Here is a 13,479-nt window from a genome sequence, read left to right as displayed (position 1 = left end):
GGCGCTGCCGGTTACGTCACCCGCACGCACGTCGCCGGTGTGTTTTCGGGTGGCGGTGCTAGGTTTCTATCGAGTGTTGGTACGGCGATAGAAATAGGTGCGGACTATGAATACCTCCCCGGCCTCATTCGATGAACGGGAAGCGGTCGTATCAGATGCCGCCGTCCCGGTAGTCGCTGTGGAATAGCGGAATCCGGCGATGACGGCGTTCGAGGGATTTCCCGAGATCTGCTCGACCGCGCGGATAGCGGCGCCGGATGCCTTCGGGTATTGGGAGCAGCTGGTTGCCGGCGCTATCACCGAGGTATCGATAGCGCCCACTGTGTCGCGCCCGTTCGAGGGTAGGATCAGGTCGGCCGACTTCGGGGATATTTCGGTGGGCACGGTGGTTGCCGAGGGTCACGAATTACGCCGTACGCGTAGGCATATCGCGAAGGCCGATGAATTCCATGTCATCGGTAGCGTGGTGCTCGCGGGGCATGCCGAGGTGGAGCACGCGGGCAACCGCGTCGAGCTGGCGCCGGGCGCGATGATCTTCTACGACACCTCGCAGCCGATTCGGTGGTGCTCCCAGGGTCTGATCGAGGACCTCACGGTCCGGGTGCCCCGTCAGCGGGTCGTCGACTACCTGGGTATCCGTGCCGACGCACTACCTGCCGGAATGGTGATCAGGGACGGGGGCGTCGGGCCCATGCTCGCCAGATTCTTCCGTCAGGTCGCCCAGTTGCACAGCACCGATCCGGCATCGGCGGCGGTGCTCGCGAGCAGCGGCATCGACCTGCTCGGGGCGGCGGCGGCCATCGCCTCGGGCGAGCGACCCGGCCGGGCGCAGATCGAGGCGGTGAACGGGCAGCAGGTGCTGGATTACCTGCGCGCCAACTTCACCGACCCCGGACTGACGATCGAGCGGATCGCGGACGGCTGCCGGGTGTCGCGACGCACGCTCTATCGGGTGGTCGCGGAGTTCGAGGGCGGGCTGGGGGCGGTGCTGCGCGAAATGCGGTTGGAGCGGGCGCGGGTGTTGCTGGTGGCGAGCGACTTCCGTTCGATCGCGGCGGTAGCGACCGCATCGGGTTTCGCCACCGAGCGGCAGTTCTATCGTGCGTTTCACGTGGCGACGGGTATGACGCCGGGCGAATACCGTGTGATAGCTCGCTCCGGATCCCCTGTCAGCTGACGATTACCGTCAACCCGGGTTAGGTGATGTACCTCACGTGGAGGTTTCATTCTGAAAGACCCGGGACGGATATCCGCTGGAATCGTCAGTGCTAGATGCATTTCCGGTATCGGCAGACCATCCCATTCGGAAACAATCGATGGAAATTGGACGCTTGATCTGGCAGGCTCGGCCACGGGCGATCCCGAATATTGTGCGACGCCAACTGTTTGCTGTTCGACTCGGATAGGGAGCGAGGTGGTTGGCATGGAGAATGCGCAGGCTTGTGCCGGAGAACGCGAATCGTTTGCCGAATGGGAGTCGCTGCTGTCGGAGAGTTACGTCCCGCTGATGGCGGACCCGCGTGACGAGGGCACCTTCCACGGCCGGATCGAGCGCAGTAGCCAGCCCGGCTTCGAACTGTCGACGATCAGCGCGAGCGGCCAGCGGATCCGCCGCACCCGGGCCGGGATAGCGAAGACCGCGGGCGAATTCCTGCTCGTCTCCATCCTGACCGAAGGTTCCGGGCTGCTGCACCAAGACGGTCGAGTCGCCCTGGTCGGCCCCGGTGACATGGTTTTCTACGACACCTCGCGCCCCTATCACTGGGACCTCGACGGCCCGTGGTCCCAGGTCGTGGTCCAGACGCCGCTCGAGGTCCTGCTTCAACAGCTCGGCCCCGGCGCGTCCCCGTTGCCGACCGCGGTGACGGTCAGCTCCGACAGCGCGGGTGGGGTGGTCGCCGGCTTCTTTCGCGATCTGGCCCGCATCCAGCAGAGCTCGCCCGGCCATGCGACCGTCCTGGCCGTCAACGGCATCAAATTGCTCGCCTCGGCGATCCGGCTGGCCGCGGCGGAAATCCCGTCGGATCAACCCGCGCAGGCATTGTCGCGCGAGCAGGTGCTCGCTTTCATGCGGACCAGGTGCGCCGACCCGAGCTTGACGATCGACGATATCGCCCGCGCCTGCCTGGTATCGCGCAGAACGCTGTACCGGCTCTTCGGTGATGTGGAAGACGGGCTCAGTGCCGTATTGCGGCGTATGCGGGTGGAATGCGCGCGCACGCTGCTCACCCGTGACCCCGGCCGGGCGACGGCGACCGTCGCGCTCGCTTCCGGCTTCGCTTCCGAACGACACTTCTTCCGGGCCTTCCGGTTGGAAACAGGTATGACCCCCGGCGAATTCCGCATGCTCGCGTCGAGCGCGCTGGCCGTCTGATCCCGCCCGTTACCGGGCGATATTCGCCAGAACCCGGGCAAAACTCATCGAAATCGCCGGATTGGCACACACGGTCAGTGAACTGGCACGGTATGACAGTTTGTATGGCGCCATTCTGCGAGAGAGTGAATTGAACACTCTTCAATGGTTGGGCGACATAGGGGACACGATGAGTAGAGTACGTGTGGCAGCGGTGCAAGCCGAGCCGAAGTGGTTGAATCTGTCCGCCGGAGTCGAACAGACAATCGAATATGTCGAGTCGGCCGAGCGAGGCGGCGCGCAAGTGCTCGCCTTTCCGGAGACATTTCTCCCCGGATTTCCGTGGTGGATGTGGCTCAATTCGGTCGATTGGGGCGAGGAATTCCTGGCCAGATACCTGGCCAACGCGCTGACCGCCGACGGCCCCGAACTGCGCGCCATCGCCTACGCCGCCCGCCGCACGGGCGTGCACGTCTCGATCGGCATTGCCGAGCGGGCCGGACATGAGGTTTTCATGTCGCAGGCGTTGATCGATGCCGACGGCACCGTCACCATCGCTCGCAAAGCGGAACCGACCGGGCTCGAACGCACGGTCTTCAATGCCGCGTCCGGTGGGGAACCGCTGGTTCGCGACACCGTGCACGGCCGGATCGGTGTGCTCGGCGGTGCCGACCACCTCCGTGCCGACCTGCGCGCGCGGATGCACGAACAGCGCGAGCAGATCCACGTCGCCGCGTGGTCGGGCTTTACCGTGTATTACGGCGAGGGCAAAGAATGGGGGCCCGATCTGAATACCGCCGCCAGTGTCCGCTACGCGATGGACGGGTCGACCTATGTCGTCGCGCCCGTCGCGGTGGTGCCGGTGGCGGGCTGGGAGGTCGTCGACGCGCGGATGCCGGAGCGGCGTCTGCTGCGTGGTGGCGGCGGGGTCTCACGGATCTTCGGACCCGGTGGACTCGAACTCGCCGCACCGCTGGCGGAGGGCCAGGAGGGCCTGCTCTACGCCGATCTGGATCTCGGTCGGGGCGTGCGTCCGGTCGTGGCCCCCGCGCCCCGCGGGGAGCGCTCGCAGTCGCTGCGGGTGCCGAGTGGCCGGGTCGTGCGGCGTGAGCCGGTACGAGTCGGACTCGCGGGGTCCTGAGACGACGGCCGCGAACCACAGGGCGACGAAGCCCGACGTCATCGCAGCGGCACCGCGACATCGGCGCCCGCCTCACGGGTCAGCCGGGCGTTCACTTCGGCCAACGCGGGCGTCGGGACGAATCCGCCCGCGAACAACGCCTCGCCCTGTCGGAACCAGGGCGCCTGGGCGAGCAGGCCGCTCGGGGCGTAGCCGAAGTAGGTCCCGAGTTCGGCCAGGTCGGCCGGGGAGGTCATCTTCATCAGGGCGAGGTTGTCGCACTGGGAGATGATGCCGGGGTGCACCTTCGACGGACGTTGTGTCGAGAGCAGCAACCACAGTCCGAACTTGCGTCCCTCGGCGGCGATCTGGATCAATCGCTCGCACACCGCGACGGCCACCGGCGAATCGAGTCGGGGCGAGGCGAGGTTGTGGGCTTCGTCGATCACCAGCAGGACCGGGCGACGTTCTTCGCGTCTGGCCCACAGATCGTCGAGCAGTGACAGTGCGACAACGAGTTGCTGTGCGGGCGTGGAGAACCCACCGAGATCCAGGACCGTCACGTCGGGGCGTTCGGCGACGATGTCGGTGACCGCCCGATCGCCTCCCGCCCAGACCTCCCAGTCGAGCAGCCCCAGGTTCTCCACCCGCATCGCGAGGCGGCGGCGCGCGGGACTCTCGGCGCCGCGCAGATTGTCGAGGACATCGGGGATTTCGCCGGTCATCGCCGATGACAGATGGACCAGCTCGTTGAACTCCTCCCGATCGGCCACCGGATCCAGTTGCAACACAGCGGCCTTCGACGTCAGAGGCATGTCGATGAACTTCGCCCGCAGGCGACCCGGCGGGTCGGATTTCGGTCGGAGGACGCGGATATCGCGCTGGCGCAGAGCATCCGCGGTGGGACCGGTAGCGCCGGGAAGCACCTCGCCGATACGGACGAAATCGGAGTTCGGGTCGAAGACGACGATCGGCAGCGCGGTGTGCGCGATGAGTTGTTCGAGGACGACGCCGAGGGCGTAGGTCTTGCCCGAACCGCTCTGCCCACACCAGAACGTGTGCCGATTGAACCGGGCGGGCAGCAGCCGGGCCGGCCCGCCGGGCGCGGACAGGCTCACCCCGATCTCGAGTTCGGCGCCCGTGGTGTGGTGCAGCGCGGCGACGGTGTCGCGATCGGCGGGGCTGATCTCGCCGCCGTCGAAGGCGTGACTTGCCCTGGTGTCGATTCCCTCTGCGGTGAGTTCGCCGATCAACCTGCCGCGCAACCCGACAGGCACTGTCGCCGTGCGTTCCTCGACCAGCGCGAGCTGCCTGCGGCCCGCGCAACTGACCACGATGAGGGAACCGGCGGGGAAGGGGCTGGCCGCGGCGTTGTCGACGACGAACGAGCGGCCGTCCTCGGAGCGCACGGACAGGACGGCGGAATCGGCAGACATGGACGTGTCCTCCAGGTGGTGCGTCGACGAGCATCCTGCTGGCAACCACCAGTAAACACGCTCACTCACCGCCGCCGGGACACCGCGCGCGAGTGTGTCGGGCGCTTCAACGGGGCCCGGCGACCCGCGATGTCAGGATCTGACCAGCCGGGCGATCGCGTCGGTGGCCTCTTTGATCTTGGCTTCGGCCTCGGGGCCGCCCGCGATCGCCGCGTCGACGACACAGTGCGAGATGTGGTCCTCGAGCAGTCCCATCGCGACGGCCTGCAGGGCTTTGGTCATGGCGGAGACCTGGGTGAGGATGTCGATGCAGTACTTCTCCTCTTCGACCATCCGCTGGAGCCCACGCGACTGTCCCTCGATGCGGCGCAGGCGCTTGAGGTAGTCGTCCTTGGCGGTGATGTAGCCGTGGCCCGCGTGCTCGTCGCCGGTCGCGGTGTCGGGGGTGGGTGTGGTCACCGTAGATCTCCTCGCCTGCCTGGTAGCTCGCGTGGCGAACTAATACCCCCCTAGGGTACAGTTTCCGGGTCGCGTTGTCAGATGACAGGTCCCCCGGTGCTGGGCGCGGTCTGCCCGGGCGGAAGAATCGGGCCATGAGTTCGCTTCCCCGGCCCGCCCTCGCCGTCATCGGCGGCAGCGGTTTCTATGACTTCTTCGACCACGACGCGGTGCACGTCGAGGTCGACACACCGTATGGCGCGCCGAGCGCGCCGGTCGCGATCGGGGAGGTCGAAGGCCGCGCCGTCGCCTTCCTGCCTCGGCACGGCAAGCAGCACGAGTTCGCGCCGCACACCCTGCCGTACCAGGCGAATATGTGGGCGCTGCGTTCGCTCGGGGTTCGCCGGGTGTTCGCGCCGTGCGCGGTCGGGAGCCTGCGCGCCGATTGGGGGCCGGGCACCGTGGCGGTGCCGGACCAGCTCGTCGACCGGACCTCGGGTCGCCCACAGACCTACTTCGACGGCGGCGGCGTCCACGTTTCCTTCGCCGACCCCTACTGCGATGATCTGCGCGCCGCGGCGGTGCGCGCGGCGGGTCCGCGAGTGGTCGCCGAGCCGGACCACGCGGGTCTCGCACAAGCGCCGTCATCGGAGGCGGTGCCGTCCATCGGTGGTCTCCGGGTCGAGGATTCCGGCACGATGGTCGTCGTCCAGGGTCCGCGTTTCTCCACCCGCGCCGAGAGCCGCTGGTTCGCCGGGCAGGGCTGGGACCTGGTCAACATGACCGGACATCCCGAAGCCGTCCTCGCACGTGAACTCGAAATGTGCTACGCGGCAGTCGCTCTCGTCACCGACCTGGACGCCGGTCTCGAAGAGGGTGACGGTGTGCACGCGGTCGACGTGTTCGCCGAATTCAAGAAGAACCTCGGCCCCTTCAAGGAGCTCATGCGCCGCGCGGTCACCGCGGTCGAGGGCACCGATACCTGCGAGCGCTGCCGCGTGCACGCTGGGGTATCGCTGCCCTTCGAACTGCCGTGATCACCCCGGCTGCGCGGTGACCTGCAACTGAGCGAGCAGGAAAGCAGGCGCCGCGCCGCCGCCGGGCAGCGGTGACACCTCGACGTCGACGGTGAGCCAGCCGCCGGCCTCGGCGGCCAGTCGCAACCCGCGCAGCCCCGCGCGCGTGGCACCGGCCAAGACCTCGGCCCGCAGTGCGGCGATCCGGGGCCGATCGTCGGGATGCGGGACGGTCCGCTCGTCGACCCCGCGCCAGGTCAACCCCGGCACCGGCTCGGTGACCCACCGCACCGCGCGAAACTGGGCCGTGTCGACGATGACCAGGTAGAGACCGGGTTGGGACTCGCGTAGCAGGTCGAGCGTCGTGGCCTCGAACGACTTGAGTTGCGGGGCAACGCTATCGGTGACGTCGACGGCCAGTCCACGCCAGGCGAACCGCTGTGTGTCGTCGCCGTTGCGCGCGGCCACCAGCAACGAGCGCGGACCCGACTTCGAATGGACAGTGGCGACACCCGACCACCGGCTACTCGGTTGCGAACGGTGCAGCGCGGCAACGAATTCCAGAGCCTGATCGAAGCGCTCGATGCGCTCGAACGGCTCGGCGCCGCTGTATTCGACCGGGGTCGAACCGAAGTGGGGTCCGAGTCCGGCAGGATGAGTGCGTACCACGCGCGCGTGCGCGTCGACCTGGAACGGGGCCACCCCCAGCTCCTCCGCCGGAGCTCGCGGTCCCACCCACACCTTCACCGCGTGCACCGACGAATCCGGCCACAACACCGGAACCGCGCGAAACCGCAACTCCGACCAGGAATTACGCGACTTCGGCAACAACTCCTCCACCGGCGCTCCCGTCTGGTGCGCGGCCGCGATCAGCGGCTGCAACCGGGCGGGCACAGCCCGTTGATACGACGCCCACTCGCGCGGCGTGGTCCCCGCGGTCAGCATCGACCAATCTCTCGACGTCCCCAACGTCTCCACCAACTGCCAACGTCCGACAATCACGCGCGACCCCCAGCGCTCCATGAACGAAACCGACAGCACTATCGTGCACGACCGGATCAGCGGCTGCGGTACCGGGGCGAATCGCGGTCGATAAGCTCGGCGCCATGAATGCACCGCTGCGGTTGGAGATCATCGTCGCCAGCACCCGGCCCGAGCGATTCGCGCCCGTGGTGGCAGGCTGGCTGGTGACCGCGCTGGGGGAGCGGCCGGAATTCGAGGTGGGGGTGCTCGATCTGCGTGATCTGGCGCTGCCCGTCGACCTCACCGAAACGCCGGAGGTCGAGGCGTTCCGGGCCAGGTTGGCCGGTGCGGACGCGTTCGTCGCCGTCACCTCCGAGTACAACCACGGGTATCCGGCCGCACTGAAGACCGCGCTCGACAGCGCCAAGTACGAGTGGCGGGCCAAGCCGATCGGGTTCGTGTCCTATGGCGGGCTGTCGGGTGGGTTGCGCGCGGTCGAGCAGTTGCGTCAGGTGATCGCGGAGCTGCACATGGTGTCGGTGCGCGAATCGGTGAGCTTCGCCCAGGCCAAACGCCGCTTCGACAAGACCGGCATGACCGACGACGCCGCCGCGATCGACGCGTGCGACCGCATGCTGAACCAATTGGCCTGGTGGGGAACGACTTTGCGGGCGGCTAGGACCGTGGAACCCTATCCGGGCTGAGTCGGTACGGCGAACCGATCAGGCCGACGCCATCGTGCGCTGACCGCGCGGCTGGCCGATATAGGTCGACTCACGCGGAATCGACACCAGCGTGAGATTCACCCTGGTCGTTCCCGTACGCAGCACCACCCGGTTGCCGATCGCACCGGGCTGGTAGATCTCCAGGTCGGGACGCGAAGCGGGCCAGCCGTTCGGATCGCCGGTGAGATAGATCGTGGTGACACCGGCGTGCGGGGCGGGCGCGAGTACGCCGTCCACCACTGTCGCGGTGAAACCCGCGTCGGACTGGTGTGTTTCGACGGCGATGGTCAGCCGCTCCGGATTGCCGACGGTGGTCACCAACTGCTCCCAGGCCTGCGCCCGGTCGGTGCGCACCAGCACCCGCTCGCCCACAGCCAGCGCGCGAAACACCAACTGCTGCGCCAGATACAGCTCACCGGCGACATACACGGTGGAGATACCGGCGCCGACGATCCTGGTGGCGACGCCGTTGCCCTCGTCGTCGGAGCCGAGCAGCTGCCCGCAACCCGAAGACGGCAGATGCAGCGCGCCGATGACGTCGATCGGGTACTCGATGGTCGGGATCGTGTCGTCGACGCCGGGCACCGCGATGGGCAGGTGCGCCAGCAGCGCGTCGCGATGACGCCCGCTCATCGACACCATGCCCTTGGACTTGGTCTTCTCCGGCAGTTCACGCGCGGTCAATCGCCATGCGGCGCCGACACTCACGGACTCGGCGTCGCTACCGGGACGCAGCCGCACGGCGACCGTGGTGCCCCGCGACGGCGCGACCCACAGCTGTGCGAGCAGATCCGAACCGAGTTGCTTGGGATCCACCGCACTGCCGATGTTCACCGCATTGCCGATCTCGGCGTACTTCCACCGCTGACTCAGCGTGCGCGGGTCGAGACCGGCGGTGATCTGCTGCACGGCCTTCCGGATCTCCGGCGCGGTGAGGATGCGCGCGTTGCAGTCGGCGTCCTCGAGCGTGCGCATGATCCGCTGGGTGGCGATGGTGACCGAGCGGGAGGCGCCATCGGTGCCGCCACCACGACGGGCCGTCGCATCGGGGCAGGCCACCGCGTCGAAGCTGATCGCCAGCCATACCGTGCGGTGCGCGGTCGCGGGCAGCGGGCCGAGCAGCGATTCGTAGATCGCGCCCGCCGGCGTACCGGACCGGCTGCGGTGGCCGTGGCTGATGATGTCGATCCCGCTCAGGAGGATGTCGTGCTGATTGAGGCACGCGGCAAGTTCGGGCAGCGGCAACAGGTGTGAGGCGTGCACGGCGGTGCGGGCGATTCTGGTCAGCCCGCCGCGTGGCGGCAGCACCTCGACGACGGTGACCACACGACTGCCGTCCCAGTACAGGCCGAGTGAACGCCCGTCGGTGTCACGGAAGTCGACGGTGTCGCCGAGTGTGTAGTCGCGCTTGCCGGAATACCGGCGAACGGTCGAGATCCAATCGAGGATCGTGCGCTTGCCGATCGGGATCAGCGGCACCAGCGCCACCACGAGGGCGATGGCGAGCGACGGCAGCGGAGCGAGCCCGACGACCAGCGCGACAACCCCCGCGATCAGGCCGAGGACCTGCGCAATGAGTAGGTGCGGCAGCGAAATCCGACCGAACAGCGGGCGCGGTCCCGCCCCGGTGAACTCAGCCATTCGTTCCTCCCCCAGGTACCCGATTGTCGATCGGCCGATGGCCGAATGCGAACAACTGTTGCCGGGAACTGTACTGTGTTGCCCGGACGAGAGCACTGTTCGGGGGAGGAACCATGCCTTCAAAACCCACTACGCGCTGGCAGGTCAGCGGATACCGCTTCCTGGTGCGGCGAATGGAACACGCCCTGGTACGCCGGGATGTGCGCATGCTGCACGACCCGATGCGCGCGCAGACCCGCGCCTACCTGGTCGGACTGGTGCTCGGCATCGTGGTCCTCGCGGGGTGTGGCGTGCTCGCGCTGTTGCGCCCGCAGGACAAGATCGGCGACAGCAAGATCCTGATCGCCAAGGAATCCGGCGGCGTCTACGTGGTCGTCGACAATGTGGTGCATCCCGCGCTGAACCTGGCCTCGGCCCGGCTGGCGGCCGGTGAGGCGTCCAAGGCGGCGATCGTCAAGGAATCCGAGCTCGGGAAGAAGCCGCGCGGTCAGCTGATCGGTATTCCGGGCGCCCCGTCGTCGATCCTCTACGACAAGGGCGGCAAGGGCCGCACCTGGACGGTGTGCGATCAGCTCAAGTCCGACGGCACAACGGATCTGACCACATCGGTGCTGGCGGGCGAGCCGAGCCTGGGCGCGAAGGCGTCGAAGGTCGACGCGGGCAAGGCCATGCTCGTGAAGGGCAAGGACGCGGTCTACCTGGTCTACGACGGCAAGCGTGCCCGCGTGAAGATGGATGATCCGGCGGTCACCCACGCGCTCGGCGTCACCGGTCTGACGCCGCGTCCGATCAGCGAGGGGCTGCTCAACGCGATCCCCGAAGTGCTGCCGCTCATCACACCGGTCATCGACAACCCCGGCGCCACACCGTCTTACAACGTGAGCGGCCACAAGATCGGTGACGTGGTCCAGATCTTCAACGAACCCAATCAGAACTTCGTCGTGCTCCAGGACGGACTGCAGCCGATTTCGGCGATCACCGCCCAGATCATCCGCAATTTCTATCCGACGCTGATGAACGGCACCACGATCCAGTCCACGGACCGCACCTTCGCACCGACCCTGCAGCACCCGCTGAAGGTGCAGGACTACCCGCGCGACCGGCCGACGTTGATCACCGCCAACGACCAGCCGGTCAGCTGCATGTCGTGGAAGCCGATCGCGGGCGCCACCGACAACACCGACGCGACCGCGCGCGCCGAATTGACCCTGTTGTCCGGCATCGACCTGCCGATCCCGGACAAGGCGAAGATGGTCGGCCTGGCACAGGCCGACGGCGCGGGCCCCAACGCCGACACCGTCTTCATCCCGCCCGCGTCCGGCGCCTACGTACAGTCCACCGGTATCGAACCGAACAGCCGCCGCAAGGACAGCCTGTTCTACATCGCCGACACCGGGGTTCGCTTCGGCATCAAGAACACCGACGCGGTCAAGGCTCTCGGCCTCGAGCAGGTCACCGCGGAACCGGCGCCGTGGCCGATCATCGGACTGCTCGCGGGTGGGCCGACGATGGGTCGGGAAGAGGCGATGGTCGCCCACGATGGTGTCGCGCCCGATGCCTCGCCCGCCAAGAAGCCTGTCGCCACAGTGAATTAGCGGGTCGTCGGCTTCGCTGGATCGGCGCGCAGCTCGGCGACCTCGGTCCGAAGGGCTTTGACCTCGTCGACCAGCTCGCGCAGCATGCTCTCGGCCCGGTCGGCAGCATCGTCGACGGTCTTGAGTTGTTCGACGACCCAGCTGGTCATGGTGCCGATGGCGAAGGAGATCAGGCCGATGCCCAGGGTCATCAGGACCAGCGAGACCAGTCGGCCCTCGGTGGTCACCGGGTAGACGTCGCCGTAGCCGACCGTGGTCACCGAGACCGCCGACCACCACAGCGCGTCACCGAAGGTCTCGATCTTGGAGTCGGGCGCGCCGTACTCCGCGTCGAAGAAGGCCAGACTCGACAGCAACAGGATCAGGATGGAACTGGTGGCTACGAAGGTCACCAGACGGGTGCGCGGGTGCGTCGCGCGGTTGAGGGTGTCGAGCAGGAGCAGGGAAGCTCGGAGCAGACGCAGCGGGCGAAACGGCGGCACCAACACGACCAGCAGGTCGAGAGGATGCTTGCGAACGAAACGCAGCCGGTTGCCCGAGAGCCCGAACCTGACCACGAAATCGACGAAGAACACCACCCAGATCGCGATATCGGCCAGCACGAGACCGGTGTCGAGCCGCGGCGAGACCTCGGTGTCGAGCACCCGCCACGCGTACATGATGACGAACACCACCGCGAGCGCCATCAACGGCAGATTGGTCGCGCGCTCCCACCGCTGTCGGCGAGTGAGTGAACGGTCGGTCGTTGACGAATTCATGCGGCTACCTGGGTCGACGGGCTCTGGCCCGCCGACCGTACCTTGCTCTTTGGTCGAGCAGGTCACAGATCGTCGGCCGACATCCCGAATTTGCGGCGGATCGGGAAGGACGCCAGCACACCGAGGACAAGGATGAGGCCGATCGCGCCGGATCCGATCAGTGCCACGTTGCGCGCGGTGTTGTCCGCCTGCGCGGGCGGTGCGGGCACCGCGAGCTGCATGCTGCGTGCCGGGCTGGCCTGCTTCGGCGGAAGTTCCCTCGGCACTTCGTTCGTCAGCGCGGCGACGGGGTCGACGGCGCCGTAGCCGATGTACGGATTCCAGCCCTCGGCCGGCGCGTGGGCCGTGGCCTGCAGCCGCTGGATGACCTGCTTGGCAGTCAGATCGGGGAACCTGTCACGCACCAGCGCGGCGACACCGGCGACATAGGGCGAGGCGAAACTCGTTCCGCTGTACGCCATGTACTTGCCCTGGTTGTCGTATTTGCCGTCGGAGATGCCGCCGGTCCTGGCGTCGAGCGACGTGATGCCTTCACCGGGTGCGGCGATACCGACCCACGGTCCGGGCACGGAGAACGACGAGGGAGCGCCGTTGGCGCCGATCGAACCGACCGAGAGCACGTACTCGTCGTACCAGGCCGGGTTCACGTAGGTGCGGATCGTGCTCCACAGATCCTGCGCGGGTTTGAGCGGGTCGGGCCCGGGATTGCCTGACTTGCAGGCATTGTCGGAGTTACCCGCCGAGCTGACGATCACCGCGTCCTTCACGACCGCGGCGTACTGCACCGCCGCGCCGAGCGCGCGGAACGCGGTCTCGCCGGCCGGGGAACCGCTGTTGCAGGCGACCAGCGAGATGTTGATCACCCGGGCGCCGAAATCGGCAGCCCGCCGGATCGCGCTCGCGAGCGAGGAGACTTTGCCGTAGCCCTCGGGAAAGTCGTCGGGTCCCTTGTTGCGACCCGCGCCCTCGGACTGGTAGAGCGAGCTGGTCTGGCGAATGCTCAGGATGCGAGCCTCGGGGGCGACGCCGGAGAAGCCCTGGTTGTCGATTTTGGTCGCACCGATGATGCCGGCCACCACCGTGCCGTGCACATCGCAGTCCTCGGTGCCGTTGCCGCCGGCGGCCACATAGTCCCCACCCGCCCACAGATCGGGTAGGCGGGGATGCGGTTCCACCCCGGTGTCGATCACGGCGACGAGTTGTCCTGCGCCACGGGAGAATTCCCAGGCTCGTTCCAGATCGAGTGAGCGCTGGCTCGGTGGGATCACCGCCAGTGAGGTGCTCGCCTGGGTGCGAAAGCACAGCCCGTTGGTGCCACTGCCGCGCTCGGTCTTGTCCGGCGGCGCGGCGGGATCACCCGAGGGCAGCATCCCGGGGTCGATCGCGGGCGGCCGATCGGCGAAAGCCGTTCCGCTCACACCGAACCCGGCGTTC

Annotated in this window: 12 protein-coding genes; 6 read left to right on the top strand and 6 right to left on the bottom strand. The window is 67.5% G+C overall.

The genetic code is table 11. From position 1 onward, the window contains the following. Positions 1–199: 199 nt before the first annotated feature. The 3 genes from NA12_RS08655 to NA12_RS08645 all read left to right on the top strand — a co-directional run bounded on the left by NA12_RS08655 (position 200) and on the right by NA12_RS08645 (position 3,494). Positions 200–1,177, top strand: a complete 978-nt coding sequence (locus NA12_RS08655; RefSeq protein WP_067448172.1) for an AraC-like ligand-binding domain-containing protein — start codon at positions 200–202, stop codon at positions 1,175–1,177. A 246-nt stretch (positions 1,178–1,423) separates the two neighbouring features. Continuing rightward, the gene (locus NA12_RS08650; RefSeq protein ID WP_067448170.1) at positions 1,424–2,374 is read left to right on the top strand and encodes an AraC-like ligand-binding domain-containing protein; all 951 of its coding nucleotides are present in this window, start codon (positions 1,424–1,426) and stop codon (positions 2,372–2,374) included. Positions 2,375–2,543: 169 nt separating this feature from the next. Continuing rightward, the gene (locus tag NA12_RS08645; RefSeq protein WP_067448168.1) at positions 2,544–3,494 is read left to right on the top strand and encodes a nitrilase-related carbon-nitrogen hydrolase; all 951 of its coding nucleotides are present in this window, start codon (positions 2,544–2,546) and stop codon (positions 3,492–3,494) included. Between the two features lie 38 nt (positions 3,495–3,532). Here the strand turns inward: NA12_RS08645 and NA12_RS08640 are convergent, their stop codons facing one another. Next, a complete protein-coding gene (locus NA12_RS08640; RefSeq protein ID WP_084472539.1) occupies positions 3,533–4,909 on the bottom strand; it encodes an ATP-binding protein in 1,377 nt (458 codons plus the stop codon). A 132-nt stretch (positions 4,910–5,041) separates the two neighbouring features. Beyond that, positions 5,042–5,368, bottom strand: coding sequence for a metal-sensitive transcriptional regulator (locus tag NA12_RS08635; RefSeq protein ID WP_067448166.1), 327 nt, complete (start codon positions 5,366–5,368; stop codon positions 5,042–5,044). Positions 5,369–5,502: 134 nt separating this feature from the next. Between NA12_RS08635 and mtnP the strand changes: the two genes are divergently transcribed. Beyond that, positions 5,503–6,384 (top strand): S-methyl-5'-thioadenosine phosphorylase, encoded by an 882-nt coding sequence (gene mtnP / locus NA12_RS08630; RefSeq protein WP_067448164.1) that lies wholly within the window; start codon positions 5,503–5,505, stop codon positions 6,382–6,384. Here mtnP and NA12_RS08625 read toward each other — a convergent pair whose 3' ends face one another. Continuing rightward, complete coding sequence (locus NA12_RS08625; RefSeq protein ID WP_255284071.1) at positions 6,385–7,386, bottom strand: GAF domain-containing protein; 1,002 nt, start codon at positions 7,384–7,386, stop codon at positions 6,385–6,387. 83 nt (positions 7,387–7,469) lie between these two features. Here NA12_RS08625 and NA12_RS08620 point away from each other — a divergent pair, with 83 nt between their 5' ends. After that, positions 7,470–8,030, top strand: a complete 561-nt coding sequence (locus tag NA12_RS08620) for an NADPH-dependent FMN reductase (protein ID WP_067448162.1) — start codon at positions 7,470–7,472, stop codon at positions 8,028–8,030. 18 nt (positions 8,031–8,048) lie between these two features. On the opposite strand, the gene eccE is transcribed toward NA12_RS08620, so the two are convergent. After that, positions 8,049–9,692 carry a type VII secretion protein EccE gene (gene eccE / locus NA12_RS08615; RefSeq protein WP_067448160.1) on the bottom strand — a complete coding sequence of 548 codons (1,644 nt, stop codon included), beginning with the start codon at positions 9,690–9,692 and terminating at the stop codon, positions 8,049–8,051. Positions 9,693–9,805: 113 nt separating this feature from the next. Between eccE and eccB the strand changes: the two genes are divergently transcribed. Next, a complete protein-coding gene (gene eccB / locus NA12_RS08610) occupies positions 9,806–11,287 on the top strand; it encodes a type VII secretion protein EccB (protein ID WP_067448158.1) in 1,482 nt (493 codons plus the stop codon). Here eccB and NA12_RS08605 read toward each other — a convergent pair. Together NA12_RS08605 and mycP are read right to left on the bottom strand one after the other, a co-directional pair. Further along, entirely contained in the window at positions 11,284–12,045 is a 762-nt protein-coding gene (locus tag NA12_RS08605; protein WP_067448156.1) for a potassium channel family protein, read from the bottom strand. The genes eccB and NA12_RS08605 overlap by 4 nt on opposite strands. Before the next feature lie 62 nt (positions 12,046–12,107). Next, positions 12,108–13,463 (bottom strand): type VII secretion-associated serine protease mycosin, encoded by a 1,356-nt coding sequence (gene mycP / locus NA12_RS08600; RefSeq protein WP_243655051.1) that lies wholly within the window; start codon positions 13,461–13,463, stop codon positions 12,108–12,110. Between the last annotated feature and the right edge of the window lie 16 nt (positions 13,464–13,479).

Source organism: Nocardia alba NBRC 108234, assembly GCF_001612665.1.
In the GTDB taxonomy this organism is placed as follows: domain Bacteria; phylum Actinomycetota; class Actinomycetes; order Mycobacteriales; family Mycobacteriaceae; genus Nocardia; species Nocardia alba.
Note: the sequence above shows the minus strand (reverse complement) of the source record. Positions and strands in the feature narration are given on the sequence as shown.

Excerpts from the sequence above, each read along its gene's own strand:
- NA12_RS08655 (WP_067448172.1), top strand. The coding sequence starts at position 200 with ATGACGGCGTTCGAGGGATTTCCCGAGATCTGCTCGACCGCGCGGATA.
- NA12_RS08650 (WP_067448170.1), top strand. The coding sequence starts at position 1,424 with ATGGAGAATGCGCAGGCTTGTGCCGGAGAACGCGAATCGTTTGCCGAA.
- NA12_RS08645 (WP_067448168.1), top strand. The coding sequence starts at position 2,544 with ATGAGTAGAGTACGTGTGGCAGCGGTGCAAGCCGAGCCGAAGTGGTTG.
- NA12_RS08640 (WP_084472539.1), bottom strand. The coding sequence starts at position 4,909 with ATGTCTGCCGATTCCGCCGTCCTGTCCGTGCGCTCCGAGGACGGCCGC.
- mtnP (WP_067448164.1), top strand. The coding sequence starts at position 5,503 with ATGAGTTCGCTTCCCCGGCCCGCCCTCGCCGTCATCGGCGGCAGCGGT.
- NA12_RS08625 (WP_255284071.1), bottom strand. The coding sequence starts at position 7,386 with ATGGAGCGCTGGGGGTCGCGCGTGATTGTCGGACGTTGGCAGTTGGTG.
- NA12_RS08620 (WP_067448162.1), top strand. The coding sequence starts at position 7,470 with ATGAATGCACCGCTGCGGTTGGAGATCATCGTCGCCAGCACCCGGCCC.
- eccE (WP_067448160.1), bottom strand. The coding sequence starts at position 9,692 with ATGGCTGAGTTCACCGGGGCGGGACCGCGCCCGCTGTTCGGTCGGATT.
- eccB (WP_067448158.1), top strand. The coding sequence starts at position 9,806 with ATGCCTTCAAAACCCACTACGCGCTGGCAGGTCAGCGGATACCGCTTC.
- NA12_RS08605 (WP_067448156.1), bottom strand. The coding sequence starts at position 12,045 with ATGAATTCGTCAACGACCGACCGTTCACTCACTCGCCGACAGCGGTGG.